Annotated in this window: 21 protein-coding genes, 1 pseudogene and 1 riboswitch; of the genes and pseudogenes, 9 read left to right on the forward strand and 13 right to left on the reverse strand. The window is 70.5% G+C overall.

Translation table 11 applies throughout. The annotated features are described in order from the left end of the window. Window positions 1–3: 3 nt before the first annotated feature. On the reverse strand, window positions 4–1,455 hold the full coding sequence (locus tag E1161_RS15675) for an MFS transporter (protein ID WP_132624033.1): 1,452 nt from the start codon (window positions 1,453–1,455) through the stop codon (window positions 4–6). Window positions 1,456–1,690: 235 nt separating this feature from the next. On the opposite strand from E1161_RS15675, the gene E1161_RS15680 reads away from it, so the two are divergent. Further along, window positions 1,691–2,350 carry a hypothetical protein gene (locus E1161_RS15680; RefSeq protein ID WP_132624034.1) on the forward strand — a complete coding sequence of 220 codons (660 nt, stop codon included), beginning with the start codon at window positions 1,691–1,693 and terminating at the stop codon, window positions 2,348–2,350. 18 nt (window positions 2,351–2,368) lie between these two features. On the opposite strand, the gene E1161_RS15685 is transcribed toward E1161_RS15680, so the two are convergent. The 3 genes from E1161_RS15685 to E1161_RS15695 all read right to left on the reverse strand — a co-directional run bounded on the left by E1161_RS15685 (window position 2,369) and on the right by E1161_RS15695 (window position 4,909). Beyond that, the gene (locus E1161_RS15685) at window positions 2,369–3,781 is read right to left on the reverse strand and encodes an amidase (protein ID WP_132624035.1); all 1,413 of its coding nucleotides are present in this window, start codon (window positions 3,779–3,781) and stop codon (window positions 2,369–2,371) included. Between the two features lie 64 nt (window positions 3,782–3,845). Beyond that, window positions 3,846–4,646 carry an exodeoxyribonuclease III gene (locus tag E1161_RS15690; RefSeq protein WP_132624036.1) on the reverse strand — a complete coding sequence of 267 codons (801 nt, stop codon included), beginning with the start codon at window positions 4,644–4,646 and terminating at the stop codon, window positions 3,846–3,848. A gap of 38 nt (window positions 4,647–4,684) precedes the next feature. Further along, window positions 4,685–4,909, reverse strand: coding sequence for a hypothetical protein (locus E1161_RS15695; RefSeq protein ID WP_132624037.1), 225 nt, complete (start codon window positions 4,907–4,909; stop codon window positions 4,685–4,687). A gap of 163 nt (window positions 4,910–5,072) precedes the next feature. Here E1161_RS15695 and ligD point away from each other — a divergent pair, with 163 nt between their 5' ends. The 4 genes from ligD to E1161_RS15715 all read left to right on the forward strand — a co-directional run bounded on the left by ligD (window position 5,073) and on the right by E1161_RS15715 (window position 9,526). Next, on the forward strand, window positions 5,073–5,924 hold the full coding sequence (gene ligD, locus E1161_RS15700; protein ID WP_132624038.1) for a non-homologous end-joining DNA ligase: 852 nt from the start codon (window positions 5,073–5,075) through the stop codon (window positions 5,922–5,924). A 64-nt stretch (window positions 5,925–5,988) separates the two neighbouring features. Further along, a complete protein-coding gene (locus E1161_RS15705) occupies window positions 5,989–6,474 on the forward strand; it encodes a 2Fe-2S iron-sulfur cluster-binding protein (protein ID WP_132624039.1) in 486 nt (161 codons plus the stop codon). Next, on the forward strand, window positions 6,471–7,457 hold the full coding sequence (locus tag E1161_RS15710; protein ID WP_132624040.1) for an FAD binding domain-containing protein: 987 nt from the start codon (window positions 6,471–6,473) through the stop codon (window positions 7,455–7,457). The genes E1161_RS15705 and E1161_RS15710 overlap by 4 nt, the downstream gene beginning before the upstream one ends. After that, window positions 7,454–9,526 carry a xanthine dehydrogenase family protein molybdopterin-binding subunit gene (locus E1161_RS15715; RefSeq protein ID WP_132624041.1) on the forward strand — a complete coding sequence of 691 codons (2,073 nt, stop codon included), beginning with the start codon at window positions 7,454–7,456 and terminating at the stop codon, window positions 9,524–9,526. The genes E1161_RS15710 and E1161_RS15715 overlap by 4 nt, the downstream gene beginning before the upstream one ends. A 162-nt stretch (window positions 9,527–9,688) precedes the next feature. Here the strand turns inward: E1161_RS15715 and E1161_RS15720 are convergent, their stop codons facing one another. From E1161_RS15720 to larE, 4 genes are all read right to left on the reverse strand, one after another. Beyond that, a complete protein-coding gene (locus E1161_RS15720) occupies window positions 9,689–10,123 on the reverse strand; it encodes a VOC family protein (RefSeq protein ID WP_132624042.1) in 435 nt (144 codons plus the stop codon). A 74-nt stretch (window positions 10,124–10,197) separates the two neighbouring features. Further along, window positions 10,198–11,334: a nickel pincer cofactor biosynthesis protein LarC gene (gene larC, locus E1161_RS15725; protein ID WP_132624043.1), complete on the reverse strand. Its 1,137-nt coding sequence runs from the start codon at window positions 11,332–11,334 to the stop codon at window positions 10,198–10,200. Beyond that, window positions 11,331–11,993 carry a nickel pincer cofactor biosynthesis protein LarB gene (gene larB / locus E1161_RS15730; protein ID WP_132624044.1) on the reverse strand — a complete coding sequence of 221 codons (663 nt, stop codon included), beginning with the start codon at window positions 11,991–11,993 and terminating at the stop codon, window positions 11,331–11,333. Before larB ends, larC begins: the two co-directional genes overlap by 4 nt. Next, window positions 11,990–12,808, reverse strand: a complete 819-nt coding sequence (larE, locus tag E1161_RS15735) for an ATP-dependent sacrificial sulfur transferase LarE (RefSeq protein WP_235875053.1) — start codon at window positions 12,806–12,808, stop codon at window positions 11,990–11,992. Before larE ends, larB begins: the two co-directional genes overlap by 4 nt. 484 nt (window positions 12,809–13,292) lie before the next feature. Here larE and E1161_RS28695 point away from each other — a divergent pair. Both E1161_RS28695 and E1161_RS15745 read left to right on the forward strand, forming a co-directional pair. Next, window positions 13,293–13,439: pseudogene (locus E1161_RS28695) on the forward strand (hypothetical protein); the annotation flags it as partial. 44 nt (window positions 13,440–13,483) lie between these two features. After that, a riboswitch (TPP riboswitch) is annotated at window positions 13,484–13,597 on the forward strand. Further along, window positions 13,588–14,913, forward strand: a complete 1,326-nt coding sequence (locus tag E1161_RS15745; RefSeq protein WP_132624046.1) for a purine-cytosine permease family protein — start codon at window positions 13,588–13,590, stop codon at window positions 14,911–14,913. (Overlaps the previous riboswitch by 10 nt.) Window positions 14,914–15,020: 107 nt before the next feature. On the opposite strand, the gene E1161_RS15750 is transcribed toward E1161_RS15745, so the two are convergent. The 3 genes from E1161_RS15750 to E1161_RS15760 form a co-directional block, all read right to left on the reverse strand. Then, window positions 15,021–16,064 (reverse strand): family 2 encapsulin nanocompartment cargo protein polyprenyl transferase, encoded by a 1,044-nt coding sequence (locus tag E1161_RS15750; RefSeq protein ID WP_132624047.1) that lies wholly within the window; start codon window positions 16,062–16,064, stop codon window positions 15,021–15,023. A 16-nt stretch (window positions 16,065–16,080) separates the two neighbouring features. After that, window positions 16,081–17,460, reverse strand: coding sequence for a family 2B encapsulin nanocompartment shell protein (locus E1161_RS15755; protein ID WP_235875054.1), 1,380 nt, complete (start codon window positions 17,458–17,460; stop codon window positions 16,081–16,083). A 61-nt stretch (window positions 17,461–17,521) separates the two neighbouring features. Further along, the gene (locus tag E1161_RS15760) at window positions 17,522–18,931 is read right to left on the reverse strand and encodes a family 2B encapsulin nanocompartment shell protein (RefSeq protein ID WP_235875055.1); all 1,410 of its coding nucleotides are present in this window, start codon (window positions 18,929–18,931) and stop codon (window positions 17,522–17,524) included. 578 nt (window positions 18,932–19,509) lie between these two features. Between E1161_RS15760 and E1161_RS15765 the strand changes: the two genes are divergently transcribed. Then, complete coding sequence (locus E1161_RS15765; protein ID WP_132624049.1) at window positions 19,510–19,788, forward strand: helix-turn-helix domain-containing protein; 279 nt, start codon at window positions 19,510–19,512, stop codon at window positions 19,786–19,788. Window positions 19,789–20,094: 306 nt separating this feature from the next. Continuing rightward, a complete protein-coding gene (locus tag E1161_RS27210) occupies window positions 20,095–20,571 on the forward strand; it encodes a DUF998 domain-containing protein (RefSeq protein WP_165939813.1) in 477 nt (158 codons plus the stop codon). Between the two features lie 40 nt (window positions 20,572–20,611). On the opposite strand, the gene E1161_RS15775 is transcribed toward E1161_RS27210, so the two are convergent. Both E1161_RS15775 and E1161_RS15780 read right to left on the reverse strand, forming a co-directional pair. Further along, window positions 20,612–21,073, reverse strand: coding sequence for a PPOX class F420-dependent oxidoreductase (locus E1161_RS15775; protein ID WP_132624051.1), 462 nt, complete (start codon window positions 21,071–21,073; stop codon window positions 20,612–20,614). A 100-nt stretch (window positions 21,074–21,173) separates the two neighbouring features. Continuing rightward, window positions 21,174–22,382: an acetyl-CoA C-acetyltransferase gene (locus E1161_RS15780; RefSeq protein WP_132624052.1), complete on the reverse strand. Its 1,209-nt coding sequence runs from the start codon at window positions 22,380–22,382 to the stop codon at window positions 21,174–21,176. Window positions 22,383–22,421 lie beyond the last annotated feature (39 nt).

Below are 22,421 nucleotides of genomic sequence, written 5' to 3' on the forward strand. Positions count from 1 at the left end.
AGGCTAGCGCGAGCCCCCCACCGCCAAGGCCACCCGATGGGTAACAGCCTCGTACCGAGGTGGTGCCGGGGTCGCCGCGGCGATCAGCGCGGCCACCAGACCGGCGCCGCCGGCGACCACGAACACCCAGGAGTAGGCGTTGATCGACGGGTAGGTCCCACCGGCCACGTGCACCAAGGACCCCGTGGTCAGCGCGACCACGATCGCGCTGCACCCGGAGGTGCCGATCGACCGGGCGAGGCTGTTGAGCGCGTTGGCGGCGGCGGTTTCGGTGGTGGGCACCGAACGCATGATCAGCGCGGGCAGCGCGCCGTAGGCCAGGGCGCCGCCGATCGAGGCGATCGTCAGGTTCACCACCACGACCGACAGCGGGTCGTGCAGCAGCGAACCGCCCAGGTTGCCCAGCGCCAGCACGCAGGCTCCGAGGATGAGCGTGGTGCGCGGACCGTAGCGGCGGGAGATCCGGGCCGAGACCGGGGAGAACAGGCCCATCGCGGCACCGATGGGCAGCAGGACCAGACCCGCGACCACCAGCGACAGGCCGTATCCGTAGCCGGTCTCCGGCGGGGCCTGCAGCAGCTGCGATCCGACCAGGAAGCCGGTGAACATCGCGATGCCCACCAGCACGGACGCGATGTTGGTCAGCAGCACCGTCGGCCGAGCCGACACCCGCAGGTCCACCAGCGGAGTTGCGGTCCGCAGCTCGTAGGCGCCCCACAGCAGCAGGGCCACGACCGCTCCGGCGAGCAGGCCGAGGACCAGGGCGCTCGACCAACCCCACTCGTTGCCCTTGGAGATGGCCAGCAGCAAGCAGGTCAGCGCCGCGGAAAGCCCCAGGGCGCCGATGAAGTCGAACTTCCCGCCCGTGCGCAGCGAGGATTCCGGGACCACCCACCGGATAAGGGCGATCTCGACGAGGGCGAAGACCATGGCTCCGGCGAACAGCCAGTGCCAGTTGAGCTCCTGGGCGACCACGCCGGTGATCGGCAGTCCGACCGCGCCGCCGATGCCCAGCGTCGCGCTCATCAGCGCCACCCCGGAGCCCACGCGCTCTTCGGGCAGCTCGTCGCGCATGATGCTGATGCCCAGCGGCACCACGCCGACGGCCGCGCCTTGCAGCACGCGCCCGACGAGGACCGCGGTGAAGTCGTCGCTGACCGCCCCGATCGCGCTGCCCACCGCCATCGTGGCCAGCGATAGCAGCAGCATCCGGCGCTTGCCGTACATGTCGCCCAGCCGTCCGGTGACCGGTGCGCACACCGCGCCCGCGACGAGCGGGGCGGTGACCAGCCAGCCGGCGTTGGCGGCCGTGGTGTGGAGCAGGTGGGGGAACTCGGGGAGCAGTGGGACGACGAGGGTCTGCATCAGCGATACCGCGATCCCGCACGAGGCGAGCACGATGATGACCACTTTCGAACTGCGCGTTGCGGACGAAGCGGACCTGGCGACGCTCATCAGACTCCTCACTCCCGGCGTGAACTCGTGTTCACCTGGTGAGTAAACCTGTGTTCACCAGTGGACGCAAGGCGCTGGGTGTCCGATTCCGCGTGGCAGTCACGAAAATTCACCCCAGTGCCGTCCACAGTGGACCGCGATCGACGCGTCACTCGGCTGAACCCCGGAGCCGGCCAGGTTGTGAACCTGAGGTTCACACTGTTACTGTGAACCTCAGGTTCACAAAGGGGGAGTCGTGTCGGTACGAGAAGCAGCTCGGCTCGTCGAGCACCTGGCCGCGGAGGTCGTCGCGCAGGTCCACGATCCCGGCCGCAAGGGCTCCGACGTGGGCGATGAGCAGGAGCGGCGGGCGGCTTCGCTCGCGCGGTTGCGGGCGGCGCTGACCACCGAAGAGCTCGTGGCCCAGGCCGCGGCCCAGCAGGCCGAGGCGGCGTCGGCCGAGAGCGTGTGGCTGGGCGCGAGCCTGGCCGACTTGAGCGCGGTGACCGGCAGGACCCGGCAGGCCGCGCGCAAGCGGTGGCCGGAGCTGGGATCGATCCACAGGCGCCGCAAGTGGCTCGGCAACCACGTCGAGGACATCGTCCACATGGCGGGCCTGCTCGCTGCGCACGCCGAGGACCTGGCGCCGGGCTGGGACCGAGGTGCGTTCATGGACAACGCGCGCCTGCTGCGCGAAGGGCTCGACCGGTGCGCCGAAGACTTCGCCGAGGGCGCACCCGCCGATGGCGACCCGGCGCGACGCTGGCGAGACCTCGACGCGCTCGTCGACACCACGATGCGTCGGATCATCGAGACCGCGGGTGAGCCCGCCACGCCCGAGGCGGGATTCGCCCTGCACGGCGCCACCGGCGTCCTCGGCTACTACGACCACGCCACAGCCGCCGACCGCGACTGATGCGGTTGCCGCGGCCGGTCAGAGCTGGGGGAGGACGGCGGCGTGCTGAGTCGCTCGCTCGAAGGCGTGGGCGATCTCCAGCAGCCGTCGTTCGCCCCGGTGGGGGGCGACGAGCTGGAGGCCGACCGGGAGGCCCTGCGGGGTGAAGCCGGCCGGGACCGAGATCGCCGGGCAGCCGGTGGCCGAGATCCAGTACGCCGAGCGCATCCAGTCGAGGTAGGACGGCATGGCCACACCGCCGATCTCGGTGGGGAACTCGAGGTCGATGTCGAACGGCGGCACCTGGCTCACGGGGAGCGCGAGCACGTCGTAGCGGCCGAAGAACTCGCGGACTTCGTGGTAGAGCTCGGTGTGGAGCCGTTCGGCGCGGCCCACGTCGGTACCGGTCAGCGCCCGTCCTGCGTCGATGTTGTCGCGCAGGCTCGGCTTGATCCGGTCCGGGTGGGCGTCGCGGAGCTCGCCGAAGGCCAGCTCGAACTGCCAGGCGCGCAACGTCCGGAAGACCTCGTCGGCGCCGGTCAGGTCGGGTGCGGCCTCCTCCACGACACCACCGATGTCGGTGAGCACCTGCGCGGCCGGTTCCAGCACCGCGCGCACCTGCGGGTCCACCACCAGCTCGCCGCCGAGGTCCAGCGAGAACGCCACCCGCAGCCCGGACAGGTCGGCTTGCAGGGAGCCCTGGAACACCGAGCCGGGCTCGCTGATCGCGATCGGGCTGCGATCGTCGGGCCCGGCGATCGCCGAGAGCATCAGCGCCACGTCGGAGACGGTGCGCGCCATCGGGCCCTGCACCGACAGCGTCGACCAGGCTGCGAGGTCCGGCCAGGTCGGGACCCGGCCCGGTGCCGGCCGCAGACCCACGACGTTGCAGAACGACGCCGGGTTGCGCAGCGAACCGCCCATGTCGCTGCCGTCGGCCAGCGGCTGCATCCGGCAGGCCAGCGAGGCCGCGGCGCCGCCGCTGCTGCCGCCAGCCGAGCGGTCGAGGGCGTAGGGGTTGGAGGTGGTGCCGAAGACCGGGTTGAAGGTGTGCGAACCGGCCGCGAACTCGGGCACGTTCGTCTTGCCGATCGCGATCGTGCCCGCTGCCTTGAGCCGTTCCACGACGAGCTCGTCGCGGTCCGGGACGTTGCCGGCCAGCAGCGGTGAGCCGTAGGTCGTGCGGATGCCCGCGGTGTCGTGGGTGTCCTTGTGCGCGATCGGCAACCCGTGCAGCGGACCGATCGGGGCACCCGAGGCCAGCCGCTCGTCGGCGGAGGCGGCAGCGGCCAGCGCTCGCTCGGGGTTCAGCGAGACCAGGGCGTTGACCTTCGGGTTCAGCAGCTCGATGCGGTCCAGGTGGGCCTGCACCACCTCGCGCGCCGAGACCTCCCGCGCCCGGATCAGCGCGGACAGTTCGGTGGCGGTGTGGTGGCAGAGCGAATCCGGCACGTCGTGGCTCCTCCTCGCAGCGTGGTTCGCCACGCAAGATAGCCGCTCGGACGTGCCGGGTGGATCAGCTCAGGTCGAGGTCGACGACCAACGGGGCATGATCGGAGGTGCCCTTGCCCTTGCGGGCGTTGCGGTCGACGTAGGAGTCGGTGACCGCGCTGGTGAACGCCTCGTTGCCGTAGGCGAGGTCGATGCGCATGCCCTGGTTGTTCGGGAACCGCAGCGCCCGGTAGTCCCAGTAGGTGAACGGCACGTCGTACTTCAGCGCCCTCGGGTACACCTCAGCCAGGCCGGACTCGATCAGCGCGGTGAGCGCCTTGCGCTCATCCGGGGTGACGTGGGTGCAGCCATCGAAGGCGGCGATGTCCCACACGTCCTCGTCGTTGGGGGCGATGTTGAAGTCGCCCAGCACCGCCCACGGGCGGTCGGCGGCCAGCTCCTCGACAGCGGTGCCGCGCAGCGCCTCCAGCCAGCGCAGCTTGTAGTCGTAGTGGGCGTGCCCGACTTCGCGTCCGTTGGGCACGTAGACCGACCAGACGCGGACCCCGCCGCAGGTCGCGGCGACCGCGCGGGGTTCGGGCGTTTCGAACATGGAGCCGTCGGCCTGGAAGCCGGGCTGGTCGAGCAGTCCTCGGCGGATGTCGGTCAGGCCGACGCGGGAGAGCACGGCCACGCCGTTCCAGCGGCCGGTTCCGTGCGCGGCGATCTCGTAGCCGAGATCGCCGACCTCGTCGTACGGGAAGGTGTCCTCGGCGCACTTGAGCTCTTGCAGGCACAGCACGTCGGGCTCGGCCGTGCCGAGCCAGTCCAGCAGCTTGGGCAGCCGGGCTCCTACCGAGTTGACGTTCCACGTGGCGATCCGCATGGCCGCAGCTTGGCACAGCCCACTGACGCTCGGACGGGCTAGGGGGCGACGTTCTGCTCGCCGGCGTACTGGTAGCGCCACACGCCGTCGGCGCGCTGGTCACGCCGGTTGTAGCACGCGTAGGGCGAGCAGGGGTCCTCCCCGTCGCGGGGCGAGGGGAAGGCGAACTCGCCCATGGGTAAGTCCGCGTCGACCGCGGGGATGATGAACGACCGGCCGTCCTCCGGGCCGCCGATGAGTTCTGCGTGCACGTGTTGCTCCATCGAGGTCTCCTTGTTCGGCGTTCGCCGCAACTCGCTTACAGCCAATAGGAACAAAAAGAACGGCGAACGGTTCCCGCTGTCACCCGAATGTTTTAACGATGTGCTGCGAATGCTGCTCACGACCAGGTGAATAGGGTTTCCGGTGCCCGGGTACAGCACTGCCATGCCGCGAAACGACACGCAGGACCGCACCGGACCGTCCAACCCGGACAAGGTGCTCTACCCGCAGGACTCCTTCCGGAAGCAGGACGTGTTCGACTACTACCGGGCGGTGTCCGGCCAGCTGATCGCGCACGCGCGGGACAAACCGGTGACGCTGCGCCGGTTCCCGGACGGGATCGGGGCGGAGGGATTCTTCCAGAAGGAGGCGTCGAGGCACTTCCCGGAGCGGATTCCGCGCGCTTCGGTTCCGCAGCGCGGCGAGGGATCTCCGGTGCACCACGTGCTCATCGACGACGAGGAGACGTTGCTCTACCTCGCCGACCAGGCGTGCCTGGAGCTCCACATCGCACTGTCCACAGTGGAAGACCTGGAGCGCCCGGTGCTGGCGGTGCTCGACCTCGACCCGCCGGAGGACGTCGGCATCGCCACGCTGCGGGACGTGGTGCGGACGATGTGCGAGCGCTTCGCCGACGAGGGATTCGTTCCGCACCTGCAGACCACCGGGGGCAAGGGGTTCCACATCGCGGCACCGCTGAGCGGAGACCGAGCGTTCGACGAGGTCCGCTCGCAGGTGCGCGAGCTGGCCGAGCGCGCGGCGCGCGAGGATCCGCAGCGGCTGACCACCGAGCAGCGCAAGAACAAGCGCGGCGACCGGATCTTCCTGGACACCAACCGCAACGCCTACGGCCAGACGATGATCGCTCCCTACTCGCTGCGGGCACGCCCCGGAGCACCGGCGGCCACCCCGCTCGACCTCGACGAGCTCGGCCGGGCGAATCCGCGCTCGTACGGGTTGAGCAACATGGCCCGCCGCCTCGCCCAGAAATCCGACCCTTGGCACGACCTGCACTGATCGGTCGTGCATGGGTCGGCGCGGGTACGGGTAAGCGAGGTGGACGCACGACGTTGGAGGAATCGTGGACGCCGACATCACGCTGTTCGTGGACGGCACCGAGCACCGGCTCACCGTGGACACCCGCACGACCGTGCTCGACGCGCTGCGCGAACGACTCGGGATCACCAGCGCCAAGAAGGGCTGCGACCACGGCCAGTGCGGCGCCTGCACCGTGCTGCTGGAGGACCGGCGCGTCAACAGCTGCCTGATGCCCGCCGTGGCCTACGACGGCGCGTGCCTGCGCACCGCTGACGGCCTCGGGGAGCCGCACCCGGTCCAGCGCGAGTTCATCCGGCACGACGCCTTCCAATGCGGTTACTGCACGCCGGGCCAGGTCGTCTCGGCTGTCGCCGCCGTCGAAGAGCTGAAGGCGGGAGAGCCGAGCGCGGTGACCGCCGAGGGCGCCGATCTCGACGGGGAGATCCGGGAGCGGATGAGCGGCAACATCTGCCGCTGCGGCGCCTATGCCAACATCGTTCGCGCGGTCACCGAGGCGGTGACCCGATGAGGCCGTTCCACTACGAGCGCGTCGCAGACGTGGACTCGGCGGTGAGCGTGCTCGCCGAGACGCCCGGAGCCGAGTACCTGGCCGGTGGCACCAACCTCGTGGACCTGATGAAGCTGGAGGTCGCCGCACCGGAAGTGCTCGTCGACGTGCGTCGGCTGACCTCCGATGAGATCGAGGACCACGACGGCGCGTTGCGCATCGGCGCCTCGGTCACCAACAGCGCGCTGGCCGCGGATCAGCTGGTGGGGCAGCGCTTCCCGGTGCTGTCCCAGGCAGTGCTCGCGGGTGCCTCCCCGCAGCTGCGCAACCTCGCCACCACCGGTGGGAACCTGCTGCAACGAACCCGGTGCGGCTACTTCCAGGACATCACCACGCCGTGCAACAAGCGCGAACCCGGCAGCGGCTGCTCGGCGCGCGAGGGCTTCCACCGCGAGCACGCGATCCTGGGCGCCTCCCGCGAATGCGTGGCCACCCACCCCTCGGACATGGCGGTGGCGCTGGCCGCGCTCGACGCCGTGGTCAACACCGTCGGTCCCGGCGGAACTCGCCGCATCGACCTGGTGGACCTGCACCGCTTGCCCGGCGACGAACCGCAACGCGACACCGTGCTCGAACACGGTGAGCTCATCACATCCGTGGACGTGCCGCCGCTGGACTTCGCGGTGACATCCCGCTACCGCAAGGCCCGAGACCGCACCTCGTTCGCGTTCGCGCTGGTCTCGGTGGCGGCCGCCCTCGACGTCGCCGACGGCGCGGTCCGCGACGTGCGGCTAGCGCTGGGCGGGGTCGCGCACAAGCCATGGCGGGCAACCACCGCCGAGCAGGTGCTGCGGGGCCACCCCGCGACCGCGGAGGACTTCCGCCGTGCCGCCGACGCCGAGCTGGAGGCGGCGAATCCCCTGCCCGGGAACGATTTCAAGCTGCAGCTGGTGCGCAACATGATCACGGGAGCGCTCGCGGACCTGGCGGGGGTGTCGCGATGAGCACCGCCACCCGAATCCTCGGAGCCCCCCTCGACCGCATCGAAGGGGAGGCGAAGGTGCGCGGTCGCGCGCTCTACGCAGCTGAGCACCCGGTAGACAAACCCGTGCACGCCCACCTCGTGCAGTCGCAGATCGCGCGCGGGCGCATCACCACCATCGACGCGACCGCGGCGCTGGACGAGCCCGGCGTTCTCGACGTGGTCACCCACCGCAACGCTCCCGAGCTGGCCTCCACCGAGGACGCCGAACTCGCGGTCCTGCAATCACCGCAGGTCGGCTACCGGGGGCAGCCGATCGCCGTGGTGCTCGCCGAGTCCTCCGAAATCGCGCGCGCCGCAGCGGGTCTCGTGCGCGTCGAGTACGAGCAGGAGGAGCACGACGCGGACCTGGACGCCGACCGCGACTACCTCGTGCCGGCCGACGACGACGTCGACCAGGGCGAGCTCGATGCCGCGCTCGCCGGGGCGGCGATGGCGCACGACGCGGTCTACACCGTGCCGCAGGAGCACCACATCGCGATGGAACCGCACGCCACCACCGCCGCGTGGACCGAAGGCGAGCTCACCGTCTACGACTCCACGCAGGGCGTGCACTGGGTGCGCGACGCGCTCACCGAGCTCTTCGGCGTCGACGCCGAGAACGTGCACGTCGTCGCGCCGCACGTCGGCGGTGGGTTCGGGTCCAAGGGGCCCGCGCACGCGCACCTGGTGGCCGCCGTCCTGGTGGCCCAGCGCGTCGAACCGCGCCCGGTGAAGCTGGTGCTCACCCGCCAACAGGTCTTCCCTGTCGTCGGGCACCGCGCCGCCACGATCCAGCGCGTGCGGCTCGGCGCCGACTCCAGTGGACGCCTCACCGCCATCGGCCACGACGTGATCGCGCAGGACGCCCGCCTCAAGAGCTTCCCCGAACTGGCCGGAGGACCCACGCGCACGATGTACGCCGCACCGAACCGGCGGATCACCCACCGGCTGGACCAGCTGGACCTGCCGGTGCCGACGTGGATGCGGGCACCGGGCGAGTGCCCCGGGATGTACGCGTTGGAAGCGGCGATGGACGAGATGGCCATCGCCTGCGGGCTGGACCCCATCGAGTTCCGCATCCGCAACGAACCCGAGACCGACCCGGACACCGGGTTGCCGTACTCCAGCCGGAACCTGGTGGCTTGCCTGCGCGAAGGTGCCCGCAGGTTCGGCTGGGCCGACCGCGACCCGGCTCCGGGCGCGCGCCGCGACGGTGAGTGGCTGGTGGGCACCGGTGTCGCCGCCTCCACCTACCCGGTCAACTCGCAGCCCGGCACCCAGGCCACCATCCAGGCCCGGCCCGACGGCCGGTACCGGGTGCTGATCGGTGCGGCCGACATCGGCACCGGCGCCTGGACCGCGTTGACCCAGATCGCCGCCGACGCCCTCCGCACCGACGTCGATCGGGTCGTGCTCAGCATCGGCGACACCGACCTGCCCTGGGCCTCCGGGGCGGGCGGTTCGACCGGGATCACCTGCTGGGGCTCGGCGATCGTCGACGCCGCGCGTCGACTGCGCATGGAGTTGCCCGAAGACGAGCCGGTGCCCGAGGAAGGCGTCGTGGTGACCGGTCGGATGCCCCACAACCCGCATCGGGCCACGTTCGCGATGCACAGCTTCGGCGCCCAATTCGCCGAGGCGCGGGTCAACGTCGACACCGGCGAGGTGCGGGTGCCGCGCATGCTCGGCATCTTCGCCGCCGGCCGCATCGTCAACGCCAAGACCGGTGCCTCGCAACTCATGGGAGGCATGACGATGGGCATGTCGATGGCCCTGCACGAGGAGGCCCACGTCGATCCGCGCTACGGGCACGTGATCAACCGGGACCTGGCGCAGTACCACGTCGCGGCCTGCGCCGACGTCGGAGACATCGAGGTCGACTGGATCGACGAGGACGATCCCTACGTCAACCCGATGGGCACCAAGGGCATCGGCGAGATCGGCATCTGCGGCACCGCGGCCGCCATCGACAACGCCGTGCACCACGCCACCGGCGTCCGCGTCCGAGACCTGCCCATCACACCCGACAAGCTCGTCGGCAAGATGTGAACCATCGCCGGGCGACCGGGAAGCGGTCGATCTCGGTGACGAGTTGCGGCCGGACTTCGCAGCGCGAACGCGGTCGCGACCACGGAACGACCACGACCGCTGCGGGCCCACACCGGCGGCTCCTGCGCGCGGTCCGGCGGCCGGCCGGGTCGTCCCAGGCCGTCAGCTCTTCTTCAGCTCCTCGGCGAACATCACGAGGATGCCGCTGGGGCCGCGGACGTAGGTGAGCTTGTAGACGTCCTCGTAGGTCGCCACGCCGCGCAGCGGACGGCATCCGTGCTCCGCCGCGATCACGAGGGCTTCGTCGATGTTGTCGACCGAGAAGGCGACGCGGTGCATGCCGATCTCATTGGGACGAGTGGGCGTCGTCTCTATCGCTTCGGGGTGGATGTACTCGAACAGCTCGAGGTGCCCGCCGTCCGGCGTCTGGAGCAGCGCGACGTTGGCGTGGTTGCCGTCGAGGCCGACGGCGGTGTCGGTCCACTCACCGCTGACCGTGGTGCGGCCGACGACGGTGAGACCGAGGTCGGTGAAGAATGAGACAGTCGCTTCGAGATCGCGCACGGCGATGCCGACGTTCTCGAACTTGATGGTCATGCACCGGATGGTACTGAGCTGGGCTGGCCGTCTCCGGTGACGAACCAGACTCGACTGGACGAGTTCGGGCGTACTCAGTCGCGCGCCTCGTCCAGGGCGATGTCGGCGATGGTGCGCAGCGGGAGGCCGAGGGCCTTCGCCGCTGCTGCGACGTCGTCGTGCTCGGGTTTGCTGCGGTGTGGGCCGTGCTTGACGCGGATCCGATGTCCCCGCACGGAAACGGTCGTGGTGCGGCGGGGGAGCGCGGTGCGCTGGACCTCGTGCCGACGGGTGCCGAGCGTGCCGGTCTCCGCCGACACGATCTCGGTCAGCTCCGCCTCGACACCGGGGGCGCACAGCACGTGCAGGACGTGGGCGGGGCGGGACTTCTTCATCGTCACCGGGCTCGTCCAGGCGTCGGCCGCACCGGCGTCGAGCAGCCGTTCGACGACGTGGCCCAGGGATTCGCCGGTGACGTCGTCGACGTTGCACTCCACCACGACCATCATCTCCGCCTCGGCGTGGGAGGACCCCAGCGACGCCGCCAGGACGTTCGGGCGCTGCGGGAAGCGCTTGCTCCCGGCCCCGTAGGCCGTGGCGCCGAGCGTCATCGCCGGGGCAGGGGTGAACCGGGTGCCCATCGCCGAGACCAGCGCCGCGCCCGTCGGGGTGACCGTTTCCCCGGCGAGGTCCGCGCCGACCACCGCCGCGCCTTCCAGCAGGCGCAACGTCGCCGGAGCGGGCGCGGGGAGCACTCCGTGCGCGCAGCGGACCGTGCCCGATCCCAGCGCGATCGGAGCGGAATGCACGGCGGTGACCGAAAGCTCGTGCAACGCCGCCGCCACCCCGACGGTGTCCACGATGGTGTCCAGCCCGCCGACCTCGTGCAGGTGCACCTCCGCCGGATCGCGGTCGTGCAGCAGGCCCTCCACCCGCGCGATCGCTTGGAGCGCGGAAACCGCCATCCGTGCAACGGGTTCCGGTCGCGCGCGGGAGGCGAGCTCGATCAGGTCCGCCGCGTGCCGCTCCGGCACGTCGTCGTCCGCGGTCACGACCGCCTTGGTCGCCGCGATCCCGTCCACGTGGACCCGCTCGACGTCCAGGGACCACCCCCGCAGGCCGGTGGACCCGATCGCCGCCCGCACCTCCTCCAGCGGGGCATCGAGTCCGAGCAGCGCGCCCAGCAGCATGTCGCCGGAGAGCCCGGTCGCGGGGTTGAGCCAGAGGATCATCGCCGGGCCACCGTGGCCAGCCGGTGCGCGGCCATCGCGGCGGAGAAACCCGAGTCGATGTTGACCACCGCCAACCCGGCCGCGCAGGAGGTGAGCATCGCCAGCAGCGCCGTCACGCCTTCCAGCGCGGCGCCGTACCCGGTCGAGGTCGGCACCGCGATCACCGGGCACGACACCAGGCCGCCGACGGCGCTGGCCAGGGCGCCTTCCATGCCCGCCACCACGACCACCGCGTCGGCCCCCCTCAGGTCCTCGCTCGCGGCGAGCAGCCGGTGGATGCCCGCCACACCGACGTCGCGGACCACGTGGGTGCGCAGACCGATCGCGGATGCGACCGCGTCCGCCTCCGCGGCGACCGGCCAGTCCGACGTGCCCGCCGTGGCCACGCACAACCGGAAATCGCGCTTGTCCGCCGGGCGCCACACCAGCAGCCGCGCCGTCTCGTCGTAATCGCCCCCGGGCACCCGCACCGCCGATGCGACCTCGGGTTCCACCCTGGTGACCAGGACCGGGCCCGTGCTGCGCGCCAACAGCTCGGTCACGATGCCGGTGATCTCCTCCGGCCGCTTGCCGGGACCGTAGACCACCTCCGGAAGACCCTGGCGGGATTCCCGGTCGGTGTCGACCCTGGCGTAGCCGAGATCGCTGAAGCCGGTCATGACGCCGTCCGGGTGGGCAGCAGCGGAAGCAGCACGTTCATCCGGCCGCTGGAGAAACCGGCCATGTCCAGCGCGCAGAACTCGAAGCCCGCCTGTCGGCCCGCGGCGTCGAGCTCGGCGTGGTGCGCTGCCGCGCGATCGATGTCCTCGGCGGGAACCTCCAGGCGCGCCACCGTGCCCTGACCGTGCGCGCGGACCCGGCACACCGGGAACCCCAGGGCGTGGACGGCGGCCTCCGCCCGCTCGACGCGGGCCAGCACCTCCGGGGTGACCGGATCGCCGTAGGCGACGCGGGAGGCCAGGCATGCGGCCGCGGGTTTGTCCGCAGTGGACAGTCCCAGCTCGGCGCTGGCCCCGCGGACGTCGGCCTTGGTGAGCCCGGCGTCGACCATCGGCGCGATCGCGCCGCGCTGCGCGGCGGCGCGCTGACCCGGCCGGTGATCTCCCAGATCGTCCACATTGGTGCCCAGTGCGACGCTCGCGCCCATCGTCGTCGCCAGCGGCTCCACCGCGTCGAACAACGCGGACTTGCAGTGGTAGCAGCGGTTCCCGTCGTTGGCGGCGTACTCGGGCCGATCGGCCTCGTCGGTGCAGACCTCGACGTGGGCGAAGCCGTGCTCGCGGGCGAAGCGCTTGGCCCGCCTGCGCTCCTCGGCGGCCAGGCTCGGGGACACCGCGGTCACCGCGAGCATCCGCGCCCCCAGCTCCTGGTGCGCCACCACGGCCAGCAACGCCGAGTCCACGCCACCGGAGAACGCCACGACCAGGGATTCCTCGGTTCTGACGCGGGCCCGCAGGCGGTCCAATCCGGTCACGACGCACTCCTCACGCACGCTCGCTCACAGCCATGTGGTCCGACCAGACTCTAACTCCATCGAGCGATGCATCCCATGCCGTCGGGGGAGATCTTTCCGGTGGTCAACGAGCCTTCTGGCGGCTCGTTCGGGGTGCTAGTGCGGACGCGCCCGCATGTTGCTCGACCGCAGTGGCGTGCCCCGGCTCGGCGGCCGGATCGACCTTTCTCTCGAAGAGGACGTGCCGACGGCAGGAGACCGCGGTGACCGGCACCAACGCTGCCCAACCTGACCGGCGACGAAGGCGAGGAAGACCTCGAGGGCATCGGTGGTGTCCCGGCCGCCAGCGCCAGGGTGGTCCTGCGGGCGCGGTCGAACTGAAGGACCAGGGCGGGGACGAGCACTACCAGCTCCACGAGCATCGGGGAGGCGATCGTGACGGTGCTGTCGGAGACCGGAGCCCACACCGGTGGCCTGGACGCGGCTGGGTCCGCCGCGCTCGCTGATGGGCGCCATCGCGGTGGGGACGGGCGTCCGCTCCTCGGCCCAGTCCTGCGACCTGCACGCCAAGTACTCCGAGACGACCGATCGCGAGTCCGCCTACGAGGAGCTCGCCCAGGAGGTCGTCGAGCCCGCCGCGCAGGAGGGCAGTCCGCGAACTCACCACGCGTCACTCGATCAGGTAGGGTCTGCCCGACTTGTCCACGCGGGAGCTCGGGCGGATCGGGCTGAGAGGGTGGCACGCAGCGCGCCACCGACCGCAGAACCTGTCCGGGTAATGCCGGCGTAGGGAGCTGTCGATGGCGCTTGACGTCGAACGGTCCGAAGTTCCGAACACCCTGGACGAACCGGCACCCAGAACGCTGGCCGTGCTCGACCAAGGAGCCTTCTGGGGCAACCTCGGCGTGAGCCTGCTGGGTTTCAGCGGTGCGCTCGCGGTCCTCGCACCCGCCGGGGTGCCGCAGCTGTCCTTCGCGGCCGCGGTGACGGCCACCGTCGTCGGGACCGTGCTGGGCAGCCTGATGGTCGGCGTCGCCGCCATCCCCGGTGCCCGCACGGGAGCACCGGCGATGATGCTGCTGCGCGGCCTGTTCGGCACCCGCCTGTCCTACGTGCCGACCGTGCTCAACATCCTCCAGCTGGTCGGTTGGGGGACGTTCGAGCTGCTGGTGATCGCTCAAGGCGCCGAGGCGCTGTTCGGCGGTGGACCGCAGTGGCTGTACGTGCTCATCGCCGGAGCCCTCACCACCGCGCTGACCTTGCGCCCCCTGGGTGCGCTGCGGTTGCTGCGCCGCTACGTGAGCATCGCGGTGCTCATCGCCATGGTCTACTTCTTCGTGCAGCTGCTCCTCCAGCCGTTGCCGCCGATGAACGACGGGTCCTGGGAGGGATTTTGGCCAGGCGCTGACGCGGCGCTGGCCGTCGCGGTGTCCTGGCTGCCGGTGGCCTCGGACTACTCGCGGCACTCGCGGTCGGCGAGCGGCGCGTTCACCGCGGCGACCGTCGGCTACTCGGTCACCCAGATCGCCTGCTACCTGCTTGGCCTGCTCGGTCTGGCGCTGGTCGGGTTCGACGGGGACAAGGCGTTCGATCCGCTGCTGGCGGCGCCGCTGGGCGTGCTGTTCTTCGCGGTTCTGGTCCTGCGCGAGGTCGACCAGTCCTTCGCTGACACCTATTCGACCGCGGTGTCCATTCAGAACCTGCGCCCCAGCACCGATCGGCGCCTGCTGAGCCTGATCGTCGGTGTGGTGAGCACCCTGGCCGCGCTGACGATGGACATCGAGCAGTTCTCCAACTTCCTGCTGCTCATCGGATCGGTGTTCGTGCCGATGTTCGGCGTGCTGGCGGTGGACTACTTCTACAACGCCCGCAACCGCGAGTGGGACGTCTCTGCGCAGGCGCCCTCCCGGTGGGGGATGCTGATCGCCTGGCTGCTGGGCTTCGCGGCCTTCCAGCTGATCAACCCCGGCGAACTGGGCTGGTGGACCGCGTTGTGGACCGGCGCCCGCGAGACCATCGGATTCACCGTTCCCACCTGGATGAGCGCGGCGCTGACCTCGTTCGTCATCTCCGCGGTGGCAGCAGGCATCATCGGCCTGCTCGCCGGCAGCCGCCGGAAGGCCTAGGCCGGGCGGTTCGCTGCGCGTCGAGGCGAACCGCCCGGGGACCGGGGACGGCCCCAGCCAGGAGGGGCGGCGGTGGTGGCTGGAGCCGTCGTTTCCGGGCGCCGGGATCAGTGGTCCCGGCGCGTCACCAGGTGGGCCAGTGCGGTGAGCGCTTCAGCCGCGTCCTCCTCCGGCTCCGCCCTGCGGAGATCGGTCAACGCCGCGGCGAGGAGTTCATCGGCCTGGGCCTGGCTCCACGCCCGGCCGCCGGCGAGCGTGACGAGCTCGGCGGCCTGGGCGAGCTCGCCGCTGACCAGCGGCTGCTCCCGGTAGTAGAGGGACGCAAGCCGCTGGCCCGTGCTGGAGCCCGAAGTCAGCGCGGAGACCACCGGCAGCGTCTTCTTGCGGGTGCGCAGGTCGGAGAACACCGGTTTGCCGGTCATCGCCGGATCGCCCCAGATGCCCAGCAGGTCGTCGATGTGCTGGAACGCCAGGCCCAGCCGCTCTCCGAAGCTGCGCATCCTGGTGATCTGCTCCGGCGAGCCGCCGCCGTGCAGCGCGCCGAGCGCGCACGCGCAGCCCAGCAGAGCACCGGTCTTGTCGCGGGCCATCCGCTGGCACGCGGCGAGGTCCACGTCAGCGCGCATCTCGAACTCCAGGTCCGAGTTCTGCCCGTCGATGAGTGCGAGCACCGCGCTGCTGAGCATCCGCACCGCGTTCGCCGCCTCCGGGTGCTGCGACGAGGCGAGCACGTCGGAGGCCAAGGTCAGCAAGGCGTCCCCGGCCAGGATCGCGGTGGCGTTGCCGAACACCGTCCACGCCGTCGGTCGATGCCGGCGCGTGACGTCGCCGTCCATCACGTCGTCGTGCAGCAACGAGAAGTTGTGCACCAGTTCCACGGCCACCGCGGCCGGCACCGCGTCGGCCGGATCGCCACCGACGGCCGAGGCGCTGAGCAGCACCATGGTCGGCCGCATCGCCTTGCCGCGGTCGGCGCGCACCGGGTTCCCGCGCTCGTCGAGCCACCCCAGGTGGTAACCGGCGACCTGGCGCATCCGGCCCGGGAGCCGGTCCACCGCCGCGCGCAGCGCAGGCTCGACCATGGTCCGGCTGCTGGTCAGCGCCTCGAAGGCCTGACCGGCGCGGTTCGCGTCCTGCTGCATCGTGGTCATTGCGGGTTCCCTTCGCTCAGCGGGTGATTTCGACGTTCTCCAGGACGCCGAGCGCGTCCGGGACCAGCACCGCGGCCGAGAAGTAGGCGCTGACCAGGTAGGAGAGGACCGCCCGTTCGTTGATGCCCATGAAGCGCACCGAGAGCCCGGGCTCGTGCTCGTCGGAGATCCCGGTCTGGCGCAGCCCGACCACTCCGTGGTCGTCCTCGCCGGTGCGCATGCACAGGATCGAGGTGGTGCCCTTGGCGCTGATAGGGATCTTGTCGCACGGCAGGATCGGCACGCCGCGCCAGGACTGGACAGCGCGTCCCTGCACCTCGGTGGTCTGCGGGTACAGGCCGCGCTTGCTGCACTCCCGGCCGAACGCGGCGATGGTGCGCGGGTGTGCCAGGAAGAAACGCGACTTCCTGCGCCGGGACAGCAGTTCGTCGAGGTCTTCCGGGGTGGGCGGCCCGGTGCGGGTGTGCAGCCGCTGGTGGAGGTCGGCGTTGTGCAGCAGCCCGAAGTCGCGGTTGTTGAGCAGTTCGTGCTCCTGGCGCTCGCGCAGCGCTTCGACGGTGAGCCGGAGCTGTTGTTGGGTCTGGTTCATCGGCTGGTTGTAGAGGTCGGCGACGCGGCTGTGCACGCGCAGCACGGTCTGGGCCACGCTGAGCTCGTACTCGCGCGGTGCCAGCTCGTAGTCGACGAACGTGCCGGTCAGCGCGGTTTCACCGGAATGACCGGACGCCAGCGCGATGTCGACCTCACCGCGCTTGTTGGTCGGCGGTGCCGGCGAGGCGTACTCGGCGGCCACGTGCGCGCGCAGCTCGTCGAACTGCCTGGTGACCTCGTGCAGCGCCGCGCGGTCGAGGGCGAGCACGATGCAGGGCGTGACCGCGCGGTAGGTGCTGTCCCAGGTGGACTGCGCGGTCGCCAGCACCTGGGAGCCGAAGAACCTGCCGCCTGCCAGCGTGTCGGTGACGGTGTCCTCGCCGTACTCCCCGCTGCGGATCTTGTCGACCTTGCCGTGCGCGATCAGCACCACCTCGGTAGCCGGTTCCCCGCCGACCGAGATCAGCTGGCCCGGTTCGTAGTGGCGCTGCACGAACCGGTCGGCGAGCGCGCTCAGCGCCGAATCGTCGTCGTACCCGCGCAGCAGCGGCAGCTCGGTGAGTTCTCGGGGGATCACGCGCACCTGGTCGCCGGTGCTGGTGAAGGTGATCAGGTTGTCACCTGCCGCGCAGGTCAGCCGTCGGTTGACCCGGTACGTGCCTGCCTCGATGTCGACCCACGGCAGCATCCTCAGCAGCCAGCGGGAGGTCCTGCCCTGCATCTGCGGCTGCGTCTTGGTGGTCGTGGAAAGCCTGCGCGCAGCCCGCGTGCTCAGGCTCAGGGCCGGGTTCTCGGTGGCGGTCAAGGTGTTTCACTCCTCTGATCGGGGAGAGGAGCGGGCCGGCGTGCGTGACCGGCCCGCACGTTCAGCTCTCGCGGCCCACTTCGACGTGCTCGAGCACGCCGAGCGCGTCCGGAACCATCACCGCCGCCGAGTAGTAGGCGCTGACGAGGTAGGAGATGACCGCCTGCTCGTTGATCCCCATGAACCGCACCGACAAGCCGGGTCGGTACTCGTCGGGCAGACCTGTCTGGTGCAGACCGACCACGCCCTGGTTCTGCTCGCCGAGCCGCATCAGCAGCACCGAGCTCGTGCGCTTGTCGCTGATGTGCAACTTGTCGCACGGCAGGATCGGCACGCCTCGCCAGGCGGGAACCTGGTGCCCGCCGAGGTCGATGCTCTGCGGGTACAGGCCGCGCTTGCTGCACTCCCGGCCGAACGCGGCGATCGTGCGCGGATGCGCCAGGAAGCAGCCGGGTTCCTTCCACACCAGCGTCAGCAGCTCGTCCAGGTCGTCGGGGGTCGGCGGCCCGGTCCGGGTGGGGATGCGCTGCCGCAGGTCGGCGTTGTGCAGCAGGCCGAAGTCGCGGTTGTTGACCAGCTCCTCCTCCTGGCGCTCGCGCAGCGCCTCGATGGTCAACCGGAGCTGCTGCTCGGTCTGGTTCATCGGCTGGTTGTAGAGGTCGGCGACGCGGCTGTGCACGCGCAGCACGGTCTGGGCCACGCTGAGCTCGTACTCGCGCGGTGCCAGCTCGTAGTCGACGAACGTGCCGGTCAGCGAAGGTTCGCCGGAATGACCCGATGCGATGTCGATGTCGGCCTCGCCGTGCGGGTTGTGCGGGCGACCGGGTCCGGCGAGAACCTCGCGGACGTGCTCGCGCAACGCTTCCGACGAGCCGTTGAGCTCCTGGAAGGTCCGCCGGCCGAGCGAGAGCACGGTGCAGGGCGTGACCGCCTTGTAGCTGGCGTCCCACTCGCCGGATTCGCCCGCCAGCACCTGCGCTCCGAAGTACTGGCCGTCGGCGAGCACCTCCAGCACGGTCTGGTCGCCGTACTCCCCGGTGCCCACCTTGTTGACCTTGCCGTGCGCGATGAGCACCACCTCCTCGGCCGGCTCACCGGCGTTGGCGATCACCTCGCCCGGTTCGAACTGGCGCTGCACGAACCGGTCGGCGAGCGCTCGCAGCGCCGCCTCGTCGTCGAAACCGCGCAACAGCGGCAGTTCCTGGAGTTCCTGGGGGACGACGCGGACATCGGCCCCGGTGTTGCTGAAGGTGATCCGGCCGTCCCCGAGGGTGTAGCTGAGCCTGCGGTTCACCCGGTACACGCCACCCGCCGCCTGCACCCACGGCAGCATCCGCAGCAGCCACCGCGAGGTGATGCCCTGCATCTGCGGGACCGACTTGGTCGTGGTCGCGAGGTTCTTGGCCGCGGCGGTGGTCAGGCTCGACTGCGGCGCTTCGGTGTCGGCGGGGTTCGGATCGGTCGCAGTCACGACAGAAATACCACCAATCATAGTGCTGACAATCGTCGGGAGAGCGCTCGAGGGGTTCGGTCCGGGCGCGAAGGCGGACGCGAAAGTTGGATCGGCGAATGTCGTCGAGGAATTCGAGGGGGATGGAAGAAATTGTTGTCCGAGTCGGATTGATGGCCTCGGCGTTGCTTCCGGATGGAACGCTAGCACCAGGCAACTGGGCCGTACAGTCACCCGAAAGTGCTGAACGGCGCTATACGCGGTGGTCAGCGCAGGGGATCGTCGCGATCACCTGATCTTCCGATCGTGCCACGCAGGGTGGCGCGCAGCTCCTGCAGCGCTACTCGTTTCCGGGCTCTGATCAGCCGGGTGCCTCAATGCGGGGTGCTGGAACGGCAGATCTCGAGACCGCATTGCTCCACCCGGGCGACGGAAGTGTGAACTCGAATTCCACGAATCGGGTTATCCGATTCGCGGCGATCTTGGGCGTATTGTTCGGGATGTGGTTCTGCCGGGTGTTTCCCGGGTTCGGTCGAGATAGCTGAAAGACCATCAGAATCGGCGAACCGGTTAGCTCTTCTCTCCAGGAGGCGATTCGCGTGAAGTGGAACCTGCGGTTGGTCGCGGCGCAGCGCGGTATCTGGAAGGCCACCGACCTGCAGCGGAGATTCGCCGAGCACGGTCTGGTGATCTCCGCCGGCAAGATGTCCGGCCTGTGGTCGAAGACTCCAGCCAGCCTCAAGCTGGACGATCTCGACATCATCTGCCGCGTGCTGGGCTGCGAGGTCGGTGATCTGCTGGAGCCCGAAGCGCCGGTGGTGCCCGCACCGCGACAACCCGACGTCGTGCGCGAAACGACCGCCAGGATCGCGGAATGAGCCTGGTTCTCAGCGGAGCCGATGGGTGCTCGGCGCATCGGTGGGTGCCGCACTGATCGGCCACCTGGTGCGGCTGGACCGAATCCGAACGGTGGTGGTCAACGCCCCGGACGAGGGGGAGTCCTAGGAGGACCGCGAGTCCGAGGCCCTCGACGAGATCAACGACGTCTGCGCGGAACGGCTCAACCCGGCGTTCGACCGCGGGGTAGTGGCGGTCGTGTGGTTCGTGCTGATCGTGGGCGACCTGGTGTGCGTGCTGCTGCCGAACCTCCTCGGCAGCGCGGAGACGTCCCCGCACGGGTGCCGGTGGTCACCTTGGCGGGTGCGCTCGCGCTGCTGCTGCGCTCGGGCGGTGACTGGTCGATCTCAGGACTGATCATCGTGATCGGCGTCGGCCTCATCGGTGCCGGCTCCTTCACCGCCGACCCGATCACCCGCCGGGTGAGGTGGGGGGAGATCACCGCGACCGGTGTGCTCCACGAGTACTTCTCGATCGGCGCGTTCCTGGGGGTTCCCGTTCGCGAGCTGGTTGCAGGGCCGGATGTCCCGGTCGATCAAGCACCCCTGGTGGCCGCCTGCTGCTTCGCGACCGCGGTCGCCTGCGCGGTGCTATTCGCGCTGGCCGTGCTCGGATTCGCCTGGCTTCCCGACTTCGAGCCCTACGCGGGGCTCTACCAGCGCATCATGCCGTGGCTCGGGTTCGGGTGGCTGGTGCTGCTCTCGGTGTTCCTGCGCGGCGCTCGCTCCTCCCGGGCCTTCAACGTCCGGGTCGGGACGGCCTGACGCCCCGGCCCGCGCGGGCCGGGGCGTCAGTGCAACTGGTTCAGTCCTGGGCGAGTCGAGCGGGGAAGCCCCCGGTGGCGATCGGACCCCAGCGGTCGATGGTGATCCGGATCAGCGACTTGTCCTGGCGGGCCATCGCCTCCCGGTACTCGTCCCAGTCCGGGTGCTCGCCGGAGATGCAGCGGAAGTACTCGACCAGGCCGTCCAGCGCGTCGGGCATGTCCAGCACCTCCGCGGTGCCGTCGACCTGCACCCACGGACCGTTCCACTCGTCGGAGACCACGCACACCGAAGCCTCCGGGTTGCGGCGCAGGTTCCGCGTCTTGGCCCGCTCCGGGTAGGTCGAGATGACCAGCCGTCCTCCGGTGTCCACACCGCAGGTCAGCGGCGACATCTGCGGCCGCCCGTCGGCTCGGGTGGTGACCAGGACGCCCTTGTGCCTCGGTCGCAGGAACTCCAGCAGCGCGTCGCGGTCGACCTTGTCAGCGGTGGCGATCGCCATGAACGACTCCTCGGAACAGATCGCTGAGAACGCCGTCCAGCCTAGTACCCGCCGCCGGCGACCGCCGCTCTCCACTGTGGATCGTCGCCGCGAACGGCGTCTAGACCCTCTCGAAGACGGCTGCCAGGCCCTGTCCACCCCCGATGCACATGGTCTCGAGCCCGTAGCGGGCTTCCCGGCGCTGCATCTCGCGCGACAGCGTCGCCAGGATCCGGCCACCGGTGGCGCCCACCGGGTGCCCCAGGGAGATGCCGGACCCGTTGACGTTGAGCCGGTCGAAGTCGGCAGGCTTGAACTCCCATTCGCGGGTGCAGGCCAGCACCTGCGCCGCGAAGGCTTCGTTGAGCTCGATGAGGTCCACCTCGGCCAGGCCGATCTCGGCGCGCTGCAACGCCTTGGCCGTCGCCGGCACCGGACCGATGCCCATGGTCCGCGGCGGCACGCCGGCCCTCGCCCACGACACCAGCTTCACGAGGGGACGGAGTCCCAGCTCGGCGGCCTTCTCCGGAGTGGTGACCACGCAGATCGAAGCGGCGTCGTTCTGGCCGCTGGCGTTGCCCGCGGTCACGGTCGCCTCCGGGTCGTTGTTGCCCAGAACCGGTTTGAGGCCGGCGAGCTGTTCCAACGTGGTCTCCGGCCGGGGGTGCTCGTCGACGTCGACCACGACCTCGCCCTTGCGGGAGCGGACCGGCACCGGCACCAGCTCGTCGTCGAAACGCCCCGCCTGTTGCGCCTCGGCGGCGCGCTGCTGCGAGCGGACCGCCAGCTCGTCCTGCTCCTCCCGCGCGATGCCGTACTCGCGCCGCAGGTTCTCGGCCGTCTCCAGCATCCCGCCCGGAACGGGGTGGTTCCTGCCGCCCGCCGTCGTGCGGCCCCGGGCCAGCGAGTCGTGCAGCTCCAAACCGCTGCCGCGAATGCCCCACCGGGCCTCGGTGGTGTAGAACGGCGCGCTGCTCATGCTCTCGGCGCCACCGGCCAGGACCACGTCGCTGACCCCGGTCTGCACCTGCATCGCGGCGTCGACCACGGCCTGCAGCCCCGACCCGCAGCGGCGGTCGATCTGGGTGCCGCCGACCTCCACCGGAAGCCCGGCGTCCAGCGCGGCGACGCGGCCGATCGCAGGTGCGTCCGAGGTGGGGTAGCAGTGGCCGAGGATGACTTCGTCGATCTCCTCGCCGGGGAGCCCGGTGCGCTCCAGCAGGCCCTTGATCGCGGTGGCGGCCAGCTCCACCGCCGACACCGTCTTGAACACTCCGCCGAACCGGCCGATCGGGGTCCGCAGCGGCTCGCAGATCACCGCTTCGCGCATCACTTGCTCCTTCGCGTTGGCACGCCGCCGTTTCGGACG

The sequence above is a fragment of the Saccharopolyspora aridisoli genome, from assembly GCF_004348445.1.
In the GTDB taxonomy this organism is placed as follows: Bacteria; Actinomycetota; Actinomycetes; order Mycobacteriales; family Pseudonocardiaceae; genus Saccharopolyspora; species Saccharopolyspora aridisoli.